General features: G+C 66.6%; 11 protein-coding genes. 7 read left to right on the top strand and 4 right to left on the bottom strand.

The genetic code is table 11. The features are described from left to right. Nucleotides 1-13 precede the first annotated feature (13 nt). The 3 genes from HEQ16_08070 to HEQ16_08060 all read left to right on the top strand — a co-directional run bounded on the left by HEQ16_08070 (nt 14) and on the right by HEQ16_08060 (nt 3,171). Entirely contained in the window at nt 14-1,291 is a 1,278-nt protein-coding gene (locus HEQ16_08070; GenBank protein MCO4053997.1) for an ABC transporter substrate-binding protein, read from the top strand. Nucleotides 1,292-1,400: 109 nt separating this feature from the next. After that, entirely contained in the window at nt 1,401-2,306 is a 906-nt protein-coding gene (locus HEQ16_08065) for a sugar ABC transporter permease (protein MCO4053996.1), read from the top strand. A 34-nt stretch (nt 2,307-2,340) separates the two neighbouring features. Further along, the gene (locus HEQ16_08060; protein ID MCO4053995.1) at nt 2,341-3,171 is read left to right on the top strand and encodes a carbohydrate ABC transporter permease; all 831 of its coding nucleotides are present in this window, start codon (nt 2,341-2,343) and stop codon (nt 3,169-3,171) included. A gap of 2 nt (nt 3,172-3,173) precedes the next feature. Here the strand turns inward: HEQ16_08060 and HEQ16_08055 are convergent, their stop codons facing one another. Beyond that, a complete protein-coding gene (locus tag HEQ16_08055; GenBank protein ID MCO4053994.1) occupies nt 3,174-4,214 on the bottom strand; it encodes a galactose mutarotase in 1,041 nt (346 codons plus the stop codon). A 114-nt stretch (nt 4,215-4,328) separates the two neighbouring features. Here HEQ16_08055 and HEQ16_08050 point away from each other — a divergent pair, with 114 nt between their 5' ends. After that, on the top strand, nt 4,329-5,546 hold the full coding sequence (locus tag HEQ16_08050) for an MFS transporter (protein ID MCO4053993.1): 1,218 nt from the start codon (nt 4,329-4,331) through the stop codon (nt 5,544-5,546). A gap of 18 nt (nt 5,547-5,564) precedes the next feature. Here HEQ16_08050 and HEQ16_08045 read toward each other — a convergent pair whose 3' ends face one another. Continuing rightward, nucleotides 5,565-6,005, bottom strand: a complete 441-nt coding sequence (locus HEQ16_08045) for a lactoylglutathione lyase (protein MCO4053992.1) — start codon at nt 6,003-6,005, stop codon at nt 5,565-5,567. Between the two features lie 788 nt (nt 6,006-6,793). On the opposite strand from HEQ16_08045, the gene HEQ16_08040 reads away from it, so the two are divergent. The 3 genes from HEQ16_08040 (at nt 6,794) to HEQ16_08030 (ending at nt 13,550) form a co-directional block, all read left to right on the top strand. Continuing rightward, entirely contained in the window at nt 6,794-8,236 is a 1,443-nt protein-coding gene (locus HEQ16_08040; protein MCO4053991.1) for a cation-efflux pump, read from the top strand. Nucleotides 8,237-8,366: 130 nt separating this feature from the next. Further along, nucleotides 8,367-11,003: an aminopeptidase N gene (pepN, locus tag HEQ16_08035; protein ID MCO4053990.1), complete on the top strand. Its 2,637-nt coding sequence runs from the start codon at nt 8,367-8,369 to the stop codon at nt 11,001-11,003. Between the two features lie 249 nt (nt 11,004-11,252). Further along, entirely contained in the window at nt 11,253-13,550 is a 2,298-nt protein-coding gene (locus tag HEQ16_08030; GenBank protein ID MCO4053989.1) for a PAS domain S-box protein, read from the top strand. Nucleotides 13,551-13,562: 12 nt separating this feature from the next. Here the strand turns inward: HEQ16_08030 and HEQ16_08025 are convergent, their stop codons facing one another. After that, nucleotides 13,563-16,511, bottom strand: coding sequence for a bifunctional [glutamine synthetase] adenylyltransferase/[glutamine synthetase]-adenylyl-L-tyrosine phosphorylase (locus tag HEQ16_08025; protein ID MCO4053988.1), 2,949 nt, complete (start codon nt 16,509-16,511; stop codon nt 13,563-13,565). Further along, a complete protein-coding gene (locus tag HEQ16_08020) occupies nt 16,504-17,856 on the bottom strand; it encodes a HAMP domain-containing protein (protein ID MCO4053987.1) in 1,353 nt (450 codons plus the stop codon). Before HEQ16_08020 ends, HEQ16_08025 begins: the two co-directional genes overlap by 8 nt. Between the last annotated feature and the right edge of the window lie 38 nt (nt 17,857-17,894).

Raw genomic sequence — 17,894 nt, 5'->3', positions numbered from 1 at the left:
GGAGGACAAATCCATGAAGAAGCGGACTTTCCTGAACCTGTCGCTGGGCGCCACGCTCGGCTTCGCCCTGAGCGTCGGCGTGTCCAGCCTCGCCATGGCGCAGACGACCCTGCGCATCTTCACCGGCGGGCAGCAGCGCCCCGACGTGATGCGCAAGATCGCCGATGAATACGAGAAGCGCACGCCCGGCGTGAAGATCGAGGTCGAGGTCGGCGGCGCCACCTCCGAGCAGCAGCAGCAATACCTCAACACCGTGCTGGCCTCGAAGGATTCCGCGCTCGACGTGATCCTGATCGACGTGATCCGGCCGGCGCAGTGGGCCGCCGCACAGTGGGCCGAGCCGCTCGACCAGTTCCTGGGCGCCGACAGGGACAAGATCATGGCGCGCTATCTGCCCGCCTATCGCGAGGCCAACATCGTGGGCGGCCGCGTCATCGCCCTGCCCTACTTCGCGGATGCGCAGTTCCTCTACTACCGCAAGGACCTGCTCGAGAAGCATGGCGTGCAGCCGCCAAAGACCTGGGCCGAGCTTCAGGCCGGCGCCGAGAAGATCATGAAGGCCGAGGGCAACCCGAACCTTTCGGGCTTCCAGACCGCGGGCGCGCCGATCGAAGGCACCGTCTGCACCTATCTTGTGCCAATGTGGGGGGCCGGAGGCTCGCTCACCAACGCGCAGGGCCAACTCAACCTCGGCTCGGCGGAAGCGCGCCGCCCGTTCCAGCTCTGGGCTGACATGAAGGCTGCGAATGTGACGCCGCCGAACCTCGCCGAAATTCCGACCGACCGCATCCGCCAGAATTTCCAGGCAGGCAATCTCCTGTTCGCCATGAACTGGGGTTATGTCTGGCAGCGCACCCAGAACGATGCCGACAGCCAGATCAAGGACAAGGTCGGCGTGGTGCCGCTGCCCGGATTTACGGCCGACAGGGCCGCAACCTGCATCGGCGGCTGGCAGCTTGCCGTCTCGGCGTTCTCGAAGAACAAGAAAGCAGCCTTCGATTTCGCGATGTATCTGTCCTCGCCGGAAGTGGCTAAAGCACAGGCCATTGCCGCATCGCACCTGCCGGTGTTTGCAGAGACCTACAGCGATCCGGACGTACTGAAGGCCAACCCCTGGTTCGCGCAGGCGCTGCCTGTGGTGCAGACCGCGCGCTCGCGCCCGGTGACGCCAGCCTATCCGCGCGTGTCGGAGATCATCCGCACCAACATGAACGCCTTCCTCGCCGGCTCGAAGAGCGCCGACGCGGCGCTCGCGGACATGACGCGCGACCTCAGCCAGGTCATTCGCTGACCGCCTGAACCACATTGAAGGGCGCGGGGCCGCTGGCCCCCGCCCGCCCCTGCAGCGACGCGCATCCCATCCGCCTCCGCGGGCCAGGGCGCAGGACGGAGGCACGCCCATGACGCCGAAACTCTCCTCGCTGGAACGCGCCGAGCGCCGGCTCGGCATCGCCCTGCTGGCGCCGGCCTTCCTGCTGCTGGCTGGCGTGGTGCTCTATCCCATCGCCACGCTGATCCGCTCGTCCTTCACCACCAACAAGCTGACCGAGCCCTGGATGGCCCGGCCCTGGGTCGGCTTCGAGAACTATGTCACGGCGCTGGGCGACCACCGGCTTTGGGAAGCCACCTGGCACACGGTGCTTTACGTCATCGTCACGGTGCCGGGCGCGGTCGCGCTCGGGCTCGGGCTTGCCCTGCTGGCCAATCAGCCCTTCCGCGTCAAATGGCCTGTAAGGCTGGGGCTGCTGCTGCCCTGGGCGCTGCCTCTGGTCTTCGCCGGGCTCATCTTCCGCTGGTTCTTCGAATACCAGCAGGGCCTCGTGAACAATGCGCTGATCTGGATCGGGCTCTCGCCGGTCAACTGGCTGACCCAGGAGGGACCGGCCTTCTTCGCCATCTGCGTCGCCATCATCTGGAAGACATCGAGCTTCGCGGCGCTGGTGCTGCTCGCGGGGCTGCAGACCATCCCGAAATCGCTCTACGAGGCGGCCGAGGTCGATGGCGCCTCGAAATGGAACCAGTTCATCGAGATCACCCTGCCGATGCTCAAGCCCGCGATCATCGTGGCGCTGATCTTCCGCACCATCACCGCGATCCAGACCTTCGACATCCCCAAGGCCATGACCGATGGCGGACCGGGCAACGCCACCGAGACGCTGGCCATGTACATCCACAAGACCACGATCGACAGCCTCGACTTCGGCTATGGCTCGACGCTGGCGGTGCTCATGTTCATCGTCTCGGCCATCCTGACCTCGGTGTATCTGCGCCACACGCGGCGCGACCCCAGCGGCGGGCGGCACTGATGGAACCGGCGCCCGCAACCACAGGACCGCAGCCATGATGAAGTTTCCGTCTTCTCGCAAGATGACGCTGATCGCCGGCGCTGTCGTCGCCATCAACGGCTTCTTCCCGGCGCTCTGGATCCTGTTCACCTCGCTCAAGACCGAGAGCGAGTTGATGCGACTGCCGATCACGATCTGGCCCGACGCGCCGACGCTTGGCAATTATACCCGCGTCTTCACCGACCAGCCGATCATGCTCTTCATGTGGAACAGCTTCGTCGTGGCCGCCTTGTCCACCCTGCTGTGCGTGGTCGTGTCCGCGCTGGCGGCCTATGCGCTGGTCAGGCTGCGGATTCCGGCGCCGAACCTCATCCTGTCTGTGCTGCTGGCGGTGGCGATGTTCCCGCTGATCTCGCTGATGGTGCCGCTGTTCTCGGTGATGCGGGACCTGTCATTGCTCAACACCTGGTGGGCGCTGGTCTTCCCCTATGCGGTGCTGTCCATGCCGGTGTGCACGCTGGTGCTGATCTCCTTCTTTCAGGACATTCCGCGCGACCTCGAGAACGCGGCCATGATCGACGGCTGCTCGCGGCTGGGCGCGCTGTGGCATGTGGTGATTCCGCTCACGGCTCCGGGCGTGTTCACCGCCGGCATCCTCGCCTTCGTCAATGCCTGGGATGAGTTCCTGCTCGCGCTCACGCTGGCGCCGCGCGTGGCCAGCCGCACGCTCCCCGTCGGCATCACGCTCTACCAGGGCGAGTTCTCGTTCCCCTGGCCGATCATCTCGGCTGCGCTGATCATCGCCATCGTGCCGATCTGCATCATCATCGCCGTCTTCCAGGAGCGCGTGGTGGGCGGGCTGACCTCGGGCGGGGTGAAGGGGTAGCCTCACCCGAACCGATACTCCGTCACCTGTCGGTAGACCTCGCCGGGCCTCAGCACGGTGCTGGGGAAATGCGGCAGGTTGGGGCTGTCCGGCACGTGTTGCGGCTCCAGGCACAGCCCTGCGGCGGCGCCATAGGGCGCGCCGGTCAGGCCCGGCACGGGCGTGCCCATCTTGAAGCCGTCATAGAGCTGGATGGCGGGCTCGGTGGTCCAGACCTGCATGGCGAGCCCGTTTCTCAGGCTGCGCAGCGTGGCGGCATGGGCCACTTCCAGCCCCGGCATGCTGGAGGCCTCGCGGCGGTCGCGGCGCAGGATGAAGTTGTGGTCGTACCAATGCCGCGAGCCATCCGGATTGAGGCGGCGCACCGGGCGCGGCTTGCGGAAATCGAAGGGCGTTGCGGCGACGGAGGCGACTTCCCCGCTGGGGATCAGGTCGCCATCCACCGGCGTCATCAGGTTGGCGCGCAGCTCAAGCTCGTGGTCGAGGATGTCGGCCGAGCCGTCGAGGTTGAAGTAGGAGTGATGGCACAGGTTGACGATCGTGGGGGCGTCGGTGGTGGCCGTGAGTTCGACGCGCAGCGTGGCCGGCTCCGCCAGCGTGTAGCGGCACAGCACCGTCAGCGCGCCGGGATAGCCATGGTCACCATCGGGCGAGAGCAGAGCCAGCGTCACGGAGGCGGCGTCATGATGCAGGATGGTCCAGGGCCGCTTGCCGAAGCCATCGCCGCCGCCATGGAGAGAATGGCGCCCATCCTGATTGAGCTTGAGCTGGTGCGGCTGGCCGTCGAGCGTGAAGCGCCCGCCCTCGATGCGGTTGGCGAAGCGCCCGGCGATGGCGCCGAAATGCGGCGAATGCCTGAGGTAGTGATCCAGCGTCTCGAAGCCCAGCACCACGCGCTGCGGCTTGCCATCCGCCGGCACGCTCATGTCGCGCACCACCGCGCCCCACTCCATGATCGTGGCGGAGGCGCCGGCCGCCGAGCGGATGGTGACCTCGCGGATTGGGTGGCCGTCTACGAGTTTGCCAAGAAGGGTGAGTGTCATCGGAAGGTCCATTCCAGGTGCATGCTCGCGCACCTTTCCGCGCCGCGCGCCGGCGCGTCAATCTCGCGATCGTCATCAAACCATCATGCGGCTAGCCTAGCGGCGCATGACGCCATGACTGCAGTCACCCGCATCTCCCTGTCCGCCATTGCCGGCGGCCTCAACGACCGCACGATCCTCGCCATGGGCCTGACCCAGACGATCGGATACGGCACGCTCTACTACGCCTATGGCGTGCTGGCCCCGGCCATAGCGCGCGAGTTCGGGGTCGGCCTCGACTGGCTCTTCGGCGCCTTCACGCTCGGGCTGCTGCTGGGCGGGCTGGTGGCCCCGATTGTCGGGCGCGAGCTCGACCGGCGCGGCGCGCGGCAGGTGATGAGCTTCGGCTCTGTCATGGCAGCGGCCGGCCTCGCCGCCTGCGCGCTCGCGCCGAATTTCTGGGCCTTCTCGGTCGCCGTGATTCTCACCGAGGCTGCGACCTGCCTCGTGGTCTATGAGGCGGCCTTCGCCGGGCTGACCCAGATCTACCGCCACGAGGCGCGGCGCGGCATCACGCTGGTCACGCTGATGGCGGGGTTCGCCTCAACGATCTTCTGGCCGCTGACCCAGTGGATGCTTGGCGCCTTCGACTGGCGCTGGACGCTGGGCGCATTCGCGATCGTTCATCTCCTGGTGTGCGCGCCGCTCCACCTCACGGTGCTGCGCCGCGCCATGCCGGCCAGCCATGCAGCGAGGCAGGAGGCGCCGGCCAACGAGCCGCCGATGCATCTGGGCGACGAACGCCGACGGGCGTTGATCCTGTTCGCGCTGGCCATCGTGGTGTCCGGCATCGTCACCTCGGCCTTTCCCGTGCACATGCTCAGGATCATCGAGAACGAGGGATTCAGCCCGCATGCCGCGGCGCTTATCGCGATGGTCATGGGGCCGGCGCAGGTCCTTGCGCGCTTTGTGGAGGTGCTCGGCGGCCACCGCTTCGATCCGCTGATGACCGGGCGCGTGGCGCTTGGCGCGCTCGTGGCTTCGGTGGCGATCCTTCTCGCCCTGCCAGCCTCTCTGGGCACGGCGGTTGCCTTCGCCGCGCTTTACGGCGCGGCCCAGGGCCTTGTGACGATCGCGCGGGCGACCGTGCCGCTTCAGCTCTTCGGCGCGGCCGGCTACGGCACGCTCATGGGGCGGATCACGGGCCTGCGCTTCCTCGCCAATGCGGCCAGCCCGTTCCTCTTCGCCTTCGCCATGACGCATCTGGGCACCGACGCCGCCCTGTCGGCCAGCGGCGTCATCGCGTCAATCGCCTTTGGCCTGTTCCTGATGCTCAGGCCGCCCCGGCGCTGAACCGGCCGGCCCGGCGCCTCACCAGCTGCCGGTGTTGGGCATCGAGGCCCAGGGCTCGCTCTTCTGCAGCGGCTCGCCCTTCTGCAGCAGTTCGATGGAGATGCCGTCGGGCGAGCGCACGAAGGCCATGTAGCCATCACGCGGCGGGCGGTTGATGGTGACGCCGGCCTTCATCAGCCGGTCGCAGATCTGGTAGATGTCGTCGACGCGGTAGGCGAGATGGCCGAAATTGCGCCCGCCGGTGTAGTCATGCTCATCCCAGTTGTAGGTCAGTTCGACCAGGGGCGCTTTCGTTTCGGCGGCCCGGGCCGCGTCGCCGGGGGCGGCGAGGAACACCAGCGTGTACTTGCCCTCTGGCCTATCGATGCGGCGGACCTCGACGAGGCCGAGCTTGTTCACATAGAAATCGAGCGCGGCCTCCAGATTGCCCACGCGCACCATGGTGTGCAGAAATTCCAAAACACGCTCTCCTGTTTTTTTTCATAGCGATTTCAACTACTTAGCGAATACTGTACCACGCAACTCCTATGTAGAAAAGAAATATCGGTGTCAGATAATTCTTGACATAAATCTAGGTATATATTCTTATTCTTGCAGTCTCGCTGCGGCGCTGAAAGTAGAAGCGCGCGGTTGCTGAAAAACGACCCACCTATGCTATAGTCTGCTTGTTTAAGGCGGTGGGATAGCAGGAGTAACGCCCTGCCAGCGAGATTATTATTTTAACTTAAAGTATGCTAGAATTAAACCGCAAACAGCTATTATAGTACCAATAACCCATTTCCATTCCTTTGAGAGAAAATCTATAATTGCGCGCGCAAGTTTTGCCGTCCAATGCCGCTTGTGGTGCCCACCCATTACGACAATGCTGCCGTCGTCATAGGCTGGATAAGTGACAAACTCGCCTCGATACCACGCCTTCACAGCACTCTTGAACCGCTTGAGCATCTGCCCTCCTATGGCAAGAAACTGGCAAGTTTCGAGTCCCACGCAAGTCCTACGCAGGCTGCGCAATCATATGCATCGCTACCCGACTTTAGAGCCAAAAACTGCCCGAAACAGCCCGTTATCCACGCCCTTAACCGCTATGCACCGCTAAAACGCACCGTGTGCAGAAATTCCATGTCATTGCTCCTTCTGGCCGCCTGATTGATCGGCACGGTTGATCTTCAAGCCTAGATCGGGGCAGACAGGGCCCCAATGCAAGGGCCAGCGACGGGCTTTTGCGCAGCCCCAACCCCGTGTGATGCATGAACGGCATGATTTCCGGCGAGACGCCAGCCCAGCGGGTCAACCGCATGAAGGAACGCGCGGCCATCGTCTCGGTGGGCGCCAGCGTGGTGCTGACGCTCGGCAAGGCCTTCGCGGCCTATGTTTCAGGCTCGCTGGCGCTGTATTCGGAGGCCGCGCACGGGCTCATCGACATCGCCGCCACGCTGACCACCTGGTTCGCCATCCGCGCCGCCGACAAGCCCGCCGATGACGAGCATCATTACGGCCACGGCAAGATCGAGTCGCTGGCCGCGCTGGCGGAATGCGCGCTGCTGCTGGCGCTGGCCGGGGCGGTGGCCTGGGAGGCCGGCAGCCGGCTCTGGTCGGGGGTGCATCCGCCGGTCGAGGTCACGCCTGTCGTCATTGGCGTGCTCGTGGTGGCGATCCTCATAGACGGCACCCGCTGGCGGGCGCTGCACCTCATCGCCAAGGCGACCCATTCCGAAGCGCTCGCGGCCGATGCCCTTCACTTCGCGTCAGACCTCGTATCCTCGGCCCTTACGCTCATCGGCCTGCTGATGGTGCTTGCAGGCTATGCGCATGGCGACACAGCGGCGGCGCTGGGCGTTTCGCTCTTCATCTTCAGCGCGGCGATCAAGCTCGCCCTGCGCACCATCGGCACGCTGGTCGACACCGCGCCAAAGGGCATGCGCGAACGGCTGGAGGAAACGGCGCTGGCCGTGCCGGGCGTGGCGGAGGTGGAGTGGCTGAGGCTCAGGCCCGGCGGGGGACGCATGCAGGGCGAGCTGGGGGTGAAAGTCTCGCGCACGCTGGGCCTGGAGCAGGTTTCGGCGATCAAGCAGGATCTGGCCGGCGCGCTCGCCGTGGCCGCGCCCAACGCCGACATCACCATCACCGCCAACCCGATGCAGACAGAGGATGAGAACGCGCTTGAGCGGGTGATGATGATCGCCGCCCGCCTCAGGGTTCCGGTCCACCACTTCACCTTGCAGAAGGTGGGCGAGCGCAATTGCATCAGCCTCGACATGGAGGTGGATGCGCGCATGCCGCTCGCCGCCGCACATCAGCTCGCGACGCATCTCGAGGCAGCCATACGGGCAGATTTCGGCCCCCTGACCGAGGTCGAGACCCATGTCGAGCCCCTGGCCATGACAGCTGGTGATGGCGAGGATGCAGCGCCTGCCATCGTGGCGGAAGTCGCGGCCATGCTCGCCGGCGCCTGCGGCGACGGGGCGGTGCGCGACATTCACAATGTGCGGGTGCGCACCACCGAAGCCGGGCTGATCGTCAATTTCCATTGCCGCGCCGATGGCGCGATGGACGTCGCGGCCGTGCATGTGGCTGTGGACGAGATCGAGCGCGCACTGCGCCAGAGCCGCAGCGACATCGCGCGCGTCGTTGGCCATGCCGAGCCGCTGCAGCCCGGCGGCGCCACGGCGGCCGGGGCCGCTCCCGCCTGAGCGGCGCCAGAGGCGGCTGGGGCGGCGGAGGCGGCGGAGGGGACAAATTCGCGCGAGCGTGAGCGGCACGCTTGCCAGAGGCCGCAAAGCCATGACTTTGCTTCGGGCCATGCGCACGGACGATTCACACATGACCCGCGATTCCCAGACGATCCGCCTCGAGGACTACCGCCCGTCCGATTATCTGATCGACACGGTGAACCTCGACATCCGGCTGGACTCCACCGACACGCTGGTGCGCTCGCTGCTCAGCATCCGGCCCAATCCGGCCGGCCAGCCTGGCGCGCCGCTGCGGCTCGATGGCGACGAGCTCCGGCTCGGCAAGCTGCTGCTGGACGGGGCCGAGCCTGATGCGGGCGCGTTCGTGGTGGCGGCTGACGGCCTGACGCTGCTGCAACCGCCATCCCGGCCCTTCACGTTGACGATCGAGACGCGCATCAACCCCTCGGCGAACACGAAACTGATGGGGCTTTATCGCTCCAGCGGCGTCTACTGCACACAGTGCGAGGCCGACGGCTTTCGCCGCATCAGCTATTTCCTCGACCGGCCCGATGTCCTGTCGGTCTACACGGTGCGGCTAGAGGCCCCGAAGACCGAGGCGCCGATCCTGCTCGCCAACGGCAACCCCATCGCCACAGGCGACGTTCCGGGCACGGACCGGCATTTCGCGCTGTGGCAGGACCCCTGGCCGAAGCCTGCCTATCTGTTCGCGCTCGTCGGCGGGGATCTCGGCGCGGTGCATGACAGCTTCGTCACCGCCAGCGGCCGCAAGGTGGCGCTCGGCGTCTATGTCGAGAAGGGCAAGGAAGGCCGTGCGGGCTATGCGATGGACGCGATCAAGCGCTCAATGGCGTGGGATGAGAGCGTGTTCGGGCGCGAATATGATCTCGACGTGTTCAACGTCGTCGCCGTGTCGGACTTCAACATGGGCGCGATGGAGAACAAGGGCCTCAACATCTTCAACGACAAGTATGTCCTGGCCAGCCCGGACGCCGCGACCGATGGCGACTACGCCAACATCGAGGGCATCATAGCCCACGAGTATTTCCACAACTGGACGGGCAACCGCATCACCTGCCGCGACTGGTTCCAGCTTTGCCTGAAGGAAGGGCTGACGGTCTATCGCGATCAGGAGTTCACCGCCGATGAGCGCTCGCGCCCCGTCAAGCGCATCGCCGATGTGGTGCGGCTGAGGCTGACCCAGTTCGTCGAGGATTCAGGGCCGCTGGCGCACAATGTCAGGCCGCGCGCCTACAAGGAGATCAACAACTTCTATACGGCGACGGTCTATGAAAAGGGCGCCGAGCTCATCCGCATGCTGAAGGTCCTGATCGGCGATGGGGCGTTCCGCTCGGGCATGACCCTGTTCTTCGACCGGCATGACGGCACCGCAGCGACGATCGAGGAGTTCATCGCCTGCTTCGCGGACGTGTCGGGGCAGGATCTTGCCCATTTCGCGAAATGGTATGACCAGGCCGGCACGCCGCAACTTGTGGCATCGGGCCGCTATGACGCCGCGGCCCGCCGCTACACGCTCGATCTGGCGCAGAAAACTGCGCCGACGCCGGGGCAGGACGAGAAGCATCCACTGGTGATCCCGATCCGGCTGGGGCTGGTGGGGCAGGCTGGCGACCTGCCGCTCAGGGCCAGCGGCGAGATCAGGCTCGACGGCGACGTGCTGATCCTGGAACGGACCGCAGCAAGCGTCACCTTCGAGGATGTCCCCGAAGCGCCGGCTCTTTCGCTGCTGCGCGGCTTCTCCGCGCCGGTGCGCCTCGAGACGCAGCTGGGCACCGCCGAGTTGCTGCGCCTTGCGCGCGTCGACAGCGATCCGTTCAATCGCTGGCAGTCGCTGCGCAGCGTCATGACGAACGAGCTTTGCGCAGCGGCGGGCGCGCTGCGCAAGGGCCGCGCCGCCAGTTTCGATCCGGCGCTCATCGAAGCGATCGGCGTCGCGCTCGAAGGAGCCCAGGAGCCGGCCTACATCGCCCAGCTCATCAGCCTGCCCACGGCAGGCGATATCGCCCGCGAGATCGCCACCGATGTCGATCCCGACGCCATCCAGCAGGCTCTGGCCATGCTGGCGCGCATGAACGGCGCCGCGTTGTCCCAGGCTCTGGCGGCGGTCCGCGAGCGTCTGGCGACAGAAGCGCCCTACAGCCCCGATGCCGCCAGCGCGGGCGCGCGCGCGCTGCGGAACACGGCGCTGAGCTATCTGTGCCATGGGCTCGGCGGCGAAGGGGCCAGGCTCGCGCTGACCCAGTTCGAAAGCGCCGGCAACATGACCGATCGGCTGGCGGCGCTGAGCGCGCTCACCCATGCGCCTGGCGTGGAACTGACCCAGGCGCTCGCCGCCTTCGAGGAGCGGCACAGGGATGATCCGCTGGTGCTCGACAAATGGTTCGCGCTGCAGGCGACCATGCCCGGGCGGGAGACGCTGGGGCGCGTCAAGTCGCTGCTCGATCACCCCAGGTTCTCGCTGCGCACGCCCAACCGGGTCTATGCGCTGTTGTCCTCGTTTGCCCATGCCAATCCGAGCGAATTCCACCGCCCGGATGGGGCCGGATATGACTTCGTGAGCGACATCGTGGTGGCCGTGGACCGCATCAACCCGCAGGTCGCTTCGCGCCTTATGTCCTCGTTCCGCACCTGGAAAACGCTTGAGCCGGGCCGCCAGGCGCTGGCGCTGGCCGCGATCAGGCGGGTCGCCGACATGCCCGGCCTGTCGCGCGACATAGCCGACATAGCCGAGCGCGCGCTCGGCTGAGAAGGCTTGAAGAGAGCTTTCGGTTGCCTTTCAGAACGGCAGGCCTGCGGCGTTCCGGAGAAGGTTAACAGAACATTGCGCGCATAGGATTCGCGGCTTTTGGCCATGCGCGTAAAGGTTGTAAAAATCCATGCAGACTCACTTAAGGTCTAGACAGCGGGATTCCCTCGGATTCATAGTGAAGTCGATTCGGGAGGGGCAGAGCGTTCTCCCGCAAGTCGCGTCAAATGAAACCGGGAGGAGCCATCCATGGCGCGTGCAAACGCAGCCAGTGATTCTGCGCGCGTGGACACGATCATGGGCGTCGCCCGGTCCGTGTCGCATCCGCTCCAGATTGCGCTGCACCGCTCGGAGCCATGGCTCAAGCTCGCGATACCTGTTCTTGTCGGCGTCTTTGCCGCAATGCTCGGCCTTGCCGGCGCGCTCTTCGTCGCGGCCAGCCAGCGCGACACGCTTGAGGACTCCGCCAATGATCTCGACGTGATCGCTACGCTCGTAGCGCGCGAGATCGGCGCCTCGCCTGCCCTCCAGAGCCGGATCTCAGGGTCCAGCCTTCAGATCGGCGGGCTTCACGCCGTCACCTTCGCCATGGGCCGCCAGCTCATCGTCACCAACGCCGACGGCGCGATCGCCGCGAGCGAGCCGCGCGTGCTGCCGGGCCAGACCAGCCTGCTCGATGTGCTGGGCATCAGCCAGCCGCTCACCACCTTCGCCGACAAGGCCGGCGTGATCGCGCTGACGACGCCGGCCGGGCCGGTGCTCGCCACGGTGCGCAACCTGTCGGCTCCGCTCGGCCAGATGGCCATGATCCAGCCCGTCGGCGCAGCGATGCAGACCGCGCAGCGGCGCAGCCATCTCGTGCTGCTGCTGCTGGGCGCCTCTGTGCTGGTGCTCGGGGCGCTCACGGTGGCCTTCCTGATGCAGACCGGGCGGGCCCGCGCCGCCGACCGCGACTGTGACCGCGTGCGCCAGCGCATCGACGCTGCGCTGAACAGCGGTCGCTGCGGGCTCTGGGACTGGGATCTCGGCCGGGGCACGATCTACTGGTCAAATTCCATGTATGCCCTGCTCGGCTACGAGCGCACCGGCGAATTTCTCTCCTTTGGAGAGGTCAATACGCTGGTCCATCCCGAGGACGCCGATTTCTACGAAATCGCCAACCTGCTCTCCGAAGGCCGCGAGAACGAGATCGCCCATGATTTCCGCCTGCGGTCGTCCTCCGGCGACTGGATCTGGATGCGGGCGCGCGCCGAGATGGTTCTGGACACGGCGAGTGCCGGCAAACACCTCGTCGGCATCGCCGTCGACATAACCGAGGAACGGCGCATCGCGGAGCAATCGGCCACCGCCGACATGCGCCTGTGGGATGCGATCGAGACCCTGCCGGAAGCCTTCGTGCTGTGGGATGCAGAGCAGCGGCTGGTGACCTGCAATTCGCGCTTCCAGAAGCTGCACCAACTGCCCGACCACGCCATCCGGCGCGGCCTGTCCTATGACGAGGTGATGGCCCATGCGACGCCGCCGGTGATCGCAGAGGACATCCTGCGCCAGAACAATCTCGAAAACCGATCGCGCCTGAGCGAGGTGAAGCTGGCGGATGGGCGTTGGCTGCAAATCAGCGAGCGCCGCACCAAGGATGGCGGTTCGGTGTCCGTCGGCACGGACATCACCATCATCAAGGAACATGAGCACAAGCTGATGGACAGCGAGCGCCGGCTGCTCGCCACCATCACCGACCTCAAGTCCTCGCGTCGCCAGCTCGAAGCGCAGGCGCAGCAGCTCACCGACCTCGCCGAGCGCTACTATGACCAGAAGGCCGAGGCGGAAATCGCCAGCCGCGTCAAGACCGAGTTCCTCGCCAACATGAGCCATGATCTGCGCACCCCGCTCAACGCCATAATCGGCTTTTCCGAAGTGATGCAGAGCGGCATGTTCGGCTCGCTCGGCTGCGAGCGGCACATGACCTACTGCCGTGACATCAAGACGAGCGGCGAGCACCTGCTCTCGATCGTCGACGACATCCTCGAAATGTCCCGCATCGAGACGGGCAAGGTGCAGATCGCGCCGCAGAGGCTTTCGGTCCTGCCGCTCATCAGCGCGGCTGTCGCCAGCACGCGCCCGAGCTTCGAGAGCAAGGACATCGAGCTGATCTATGACATCGCCGATGAGCTGTCGGCCATGGCGGACGCCTCCGCCATCAAGCAGGTGATCGGCAACCTGCTGCAGAACGCCGCGAAGTTCACGCCCGAGGGAGGCTCGGTCTCGCTGAAGGCGCGCGCCGCCGGCGACAGGCTGCACATTTTCGTCGCCGACAACGGCATCGGCATCCCGGCGGAGCGGCTCAGCCGCATCGGCAGGCCGTTCGAGCAGGTCGAGGGCGGCGAGACGGCCCGCTCGCACAAGGGTTCGGGCCTGGGCCTCGCCATCGCGCGCTCGCTGTGCGAACTGCATGGCGGGGCGCTCAGGATCCGTTCGCAGGTTGGCGTCGGGACGGTGGTGATGGTGAGCGTGCCGGTGGCGAAGGACGAACCGGCGCTGATGCACTGAGCCCCTGCGGGATCAGCCGAGAAGCCGCTCGAAGGCGGCGCGGATGGCTGCACGACTATCGCGCAGCATCGATTCCAGCACCTTCGCATCGGGAGCGTTGGCGGCGCGCGCGATGAGGCGCATCACGGGACAGGGCACGGCGGCCGGGTCGAAGGCGCCGTCAATCGTCAGCCGCTGCCAGTGGATGACATCGTTCATCAGCCTGTGGCCGGCGGCGAAGCTGTCTGCATCGGCAAGCGGCAGCAGGTTTCTCCGCGCCGCTTCGGCGAAGAGCCCGGCCATGCCCAGCGTCGCAAGGTCGGGATGGTCCGCAGCATGGGCCAGCACGAGCGCCTCGGCCGCGAAATCGATATCGGTCAGCCCGCCGGCCGCGAGCTTCAGATCCCAGGGCTGGGCGTCGCCTTTGGAAGCCGCGATCAGCTTGCGCATGGCCTTCACGTCGCGGCGCACCTGCGCAGGGTCGCGACGCCGCGTCAGCACAGCGCGCACGATCTCCATGGCCCGCGCGCCCAGTGCCTCGTCGCCAGCCACGAAGCGGGCCTTGGTGAGGGCCATGTGCTCCCACAGTTCCGCTTCCTCTGTCTGGTAAGCGAGGAAGCTCGACAGGCGCACGGCCAGAGGGCCCTTGCCGCCGGAAGGACGAAGCCTGAGATCAACCTCGTAAAGGCTGCCTCTGCGGGTCGGAACCGTCAGGGCCGTGACGAGGCGCTGGGCAAGGCGTTGCGCCCAGGTCACCGCATCGAGCGGGCGACGGCCATCGCTTCGCGCCTCGAAATCCGGCGCGTCATACACGATCACCAGATCAAGATCGGATGAGGCGGTCAGGTCGCGCGCGCCGAGCCGGCCCAGCCCCAGCACCGCGACAGCAAGCTCGGGAATGTCGCCATGAGCGGCTGCCAGATCACGCCGCGCTTCCTCCATGGCCACGCCGATGACGCCGTCGGCCACCTTGGCATAGGCGAGGCCGGCGCGCTCGGGCGAATAGACATGGGAGAGCAGCCGCGCGCCAACGAGGAATGTCTCCTGCCGGCCTGCGTCGCGCAGCCTGTCCAGCGCCTCCTCAAGGCTGGGCTCGGGCCCCACCACCGCACGGATCCGCTCGCGTATGACCTGCCGATCGATGTCGGCATGGGTGAAGGCGGGGTCGATCACGCCATCGAGCACATGGGGGTTGGTGGCCACGATGCGCGCCAGGCGGGGCGCGCTGCCCAGGATGGTCGCGAAGAGCGCCAGCAGCGCCTCGTGGCTGAGCAGGATCGACAGCAGCTCCACCGCCGCCGGCAGGCGCCCGAAGGCATTGTCCAGTGCGTTGAGCGCGGCGTCCGGATCGCCCGAGCGCCCGAAAGCGACAAGGAGGGCGGGCGTGAGCTCGGTCAGCGCTTCCCTTGCGCGGGCGCTGGTGACCGCGCTGCGCCGGCCGAAATGCCAGCCGCGAACGATCTCTGCCGCCTGCGCGGGATCACGGAAGCCAAGACGGCCCAGCGTCTCCAGGGTGGCCGGGTCAGCCTCCGCGCCGGTGAAACTGAGCGTGCCCGCCTCCGCCGCCAGCGAAGGGCCTTCCTCAAACAGCAGGGCATAATGGGCCTCCACGCGCCGGGCATGGCGAGTGAAGGCAGCGGTGAAACTGGCGGTGCCGGAATAGCCCGCAAAACGAGAGAAAGCCGCCAGATCATCGGCGTCAATGGGCAGGCGCTGGGTCTGCTCGTCATGGCGCATCTGCAGTCGATGCTCGATGCCGCGCAGGAAGCGGTAGGATTCACCAAGCTCATCGCGCGCCGCGGCGGTGATCCAGCCCTCGTCGGTGAGCGCGCCCAGCATGTCCAGCGTGCGGCTGCCGCGCAACACCGGGCGCCGCCCGCCGAAGACGAGCTGCTGGGTCTGCACGAAGAACTCGATCTCGCGGATGCCGCCGCGGCCAAGCTTCACGTCATGGCCGGCCACGGCGATGGCCTCATGACCCTTCACCGCCTGGATCTGACGCTTCATGGCGTGAATGTCGGCGATGGCGGCGAAATCGAAATACTTGCGCCAGATGAAAGGCCTGAGCTCGCCCAGGAAGCTCAAGCCGCGCGCGATGTCGCCGGCGATCGGGCGGGCCTTGATCATGGCCGCCCGCTCCCAGTTCTGGCCCACGCTTTCGTAATAGGCATAGGCGGCATTGGTGGAGACGGCCGCCTGGGTCGAGGCGGGGTCGGGCCTGAGCCGCAGATCGACGCGGAAGACATAGCCCTCGGCCGTCCGCTCCTGAAGGATGCGCGAGAGGTCACGCGCAAGACGCACGAAGAAGCTGGCGGGTTCCGCGATGCCTGCCGCCTCTGCGAGCTCGGCATCGTAGAACAGCACGATGTCGATGTCGGACGAGTAGTTGAGTTCGCCCGCGCCGTGCTTGCCGAGCGCAAGCACGATGAGACCGGAGCCCTCGCCCGGCGCGTCCGGATCGGTCGGCTGATAAGCGCCGCGCTCCGCAGCCTTGCGCAGGATGAAATCGACCGTGGCCTGGACCGCGACATCAGCGGTGCACGAGAGCGCCGCGATGGCCTCCTCGACGCCCCAGACGCCGCCGCAATCGGCGAGCGCGATCAGCAGCGCGGCCCGCGCCTTGAGCGCACGCAAGGCCGACATGACCTCGTCGGCCGCTTGCGCCGCGCGGCAGGCGCGGATGGCTTCATCCAGCCAGGTTTCGTGAAGCGTCTCTGGCTCGGCCTCCAGCGCCTGTGCAAGCCAGAGCGGATTGCGGCGCATGATCTGAGCAAGGAAGGGTGAGTGCGCTGCAACGCCCGCAACCAGCCCGGCCGCAGCCTCCCCTGCCAGCGCCGCATCCAGCGCGGCGCGCTCCTCGGCATCGAGCCGCTCCAGCACGTGCCGCTGAAGCGCGGCCTGCGGCGTGTGGCGCGGCATGAGCAGCGGAGCGGTTACGATCCGGTGCTTGAGGGCTTTGTTCTGCGCGGGACGATCAACCATGTGCCGAGGCCTGTTTCGCGGCGGGGATAGTGAGCCGCACCAGCAATCCGGGCGCGTTGTCGCCCAGCTCCAGCGTGCCGTCATGAATGTTGGCGACCGCCTTGACAAGGCTCAGGCCAAGTCCGAATCCGGGGTGCGACCGGCTGGCGTCAAGCCGGCCGAAGCGTTCCAGAGCGCGCGCCCTGTCCTCCGGCGCGATGCCCGGCCCCCTGTCCGAAACGGAAAAGACGACGTTTGTCCCTTCCCTGCGCACAGAAAGGCGCACATCGGCCGGCGAGCCATCAGCCGGCTGCCCGTATTTCAGCGCATTGTCGAGCATGTTCGACAGGGCCTGCCCCACAAGTTCGCGGCTGCCGAAGGCGCTGGCGCCGGCCTCGACATCGCTGACCAGCACCGCCCCCGCCTCCTCGGCCAACGCATCGTAAAGCTCAGTCACACCTGATGCGGCGGCGCTGGCATCGAAAGGCGCCATGCTTTCGCGCGCCTGGCCGGCCTCAAGGCGGGCGATCATCAGCAGCGCGTTGAAGACGCGGATCAGGTTGTCGGCATCCTCCGTCACGCCCTCCAGCGCGCGGCGCATGTCCTCGGGCGAGGCGTTGGCGCGCAGGGCCCCATCGGCGCGGTTGCGCAGGCGGGTCAGCGGGGTCTTGAGGTCATGGGCGATATTGTCGGAGACCTGCCGCAGGCCGCCCATCAGCACGGTGATCCGGTCCAGCATGGCGTTGAGGTTGATGGCGAGCCGATCCAGCTCGTCGCCATTGCCGCGCACGGGCAGGCGATCCTTCAGGTCATTGCTCATGATCGAGGCCGTCATCTCGCTCATCCCGTCCACGCGCTTGAGGATGCGCCGGGCGATGACGAAGCCGCCCACCAGGCCGAGCACGAGCACGACAGCGAGAGCCCACCCACCGGCGCGGCGCACCACCGCGCGCAGCCGGTCGCGTTCGCTCGCATCGCGCCCCACCAGGACCCTGAAGCCGCCCGGCAGCACATAGACCCTGACGATGGCGAAGGTGGGCCGCATCCCGCCTGCCTCGTCGCCCGAGCGCGAGAACGGGATCTCGCTTTCGCCGGGCCGGTCCAGCAGGCCCTTGGGCACCTGCTCGACATTGCCGGCCAGCCTTTCGCCGAAGGGCGTCGTCACGAGATAGAGCGAGGCGCCGGGGCCGCGGGCTCGCTGTTCGATGACCATGATGAGCCGGCGCACGCCGCCCTGACGGAACTGCTCCGAGAGGCCCGTGATCTCCGCATCGATGGTCTGCCGGATCTGGTCCTCGATGAGGCGGCGGGCATTCCACGCCACATAGCCCAGCGCGGCAGCGGCGAAGATGGCGAAGACGCCCATGTAGAGCAGCGTCAGGCGGAAGGCCGTCGAGCGGAACA

This window comes from Bosea sp. (in: a-proteobacteria) (assembly GCA_023910605.1).
GTDB lineage: Bacteria > Pseudomonadota > Alphaproteobacteria > Rhizobiales > Beijerinckiaceae > Allobosea.
This window is presented reverse-complemented; position numbering and strand designations above follow the sequence as displayed.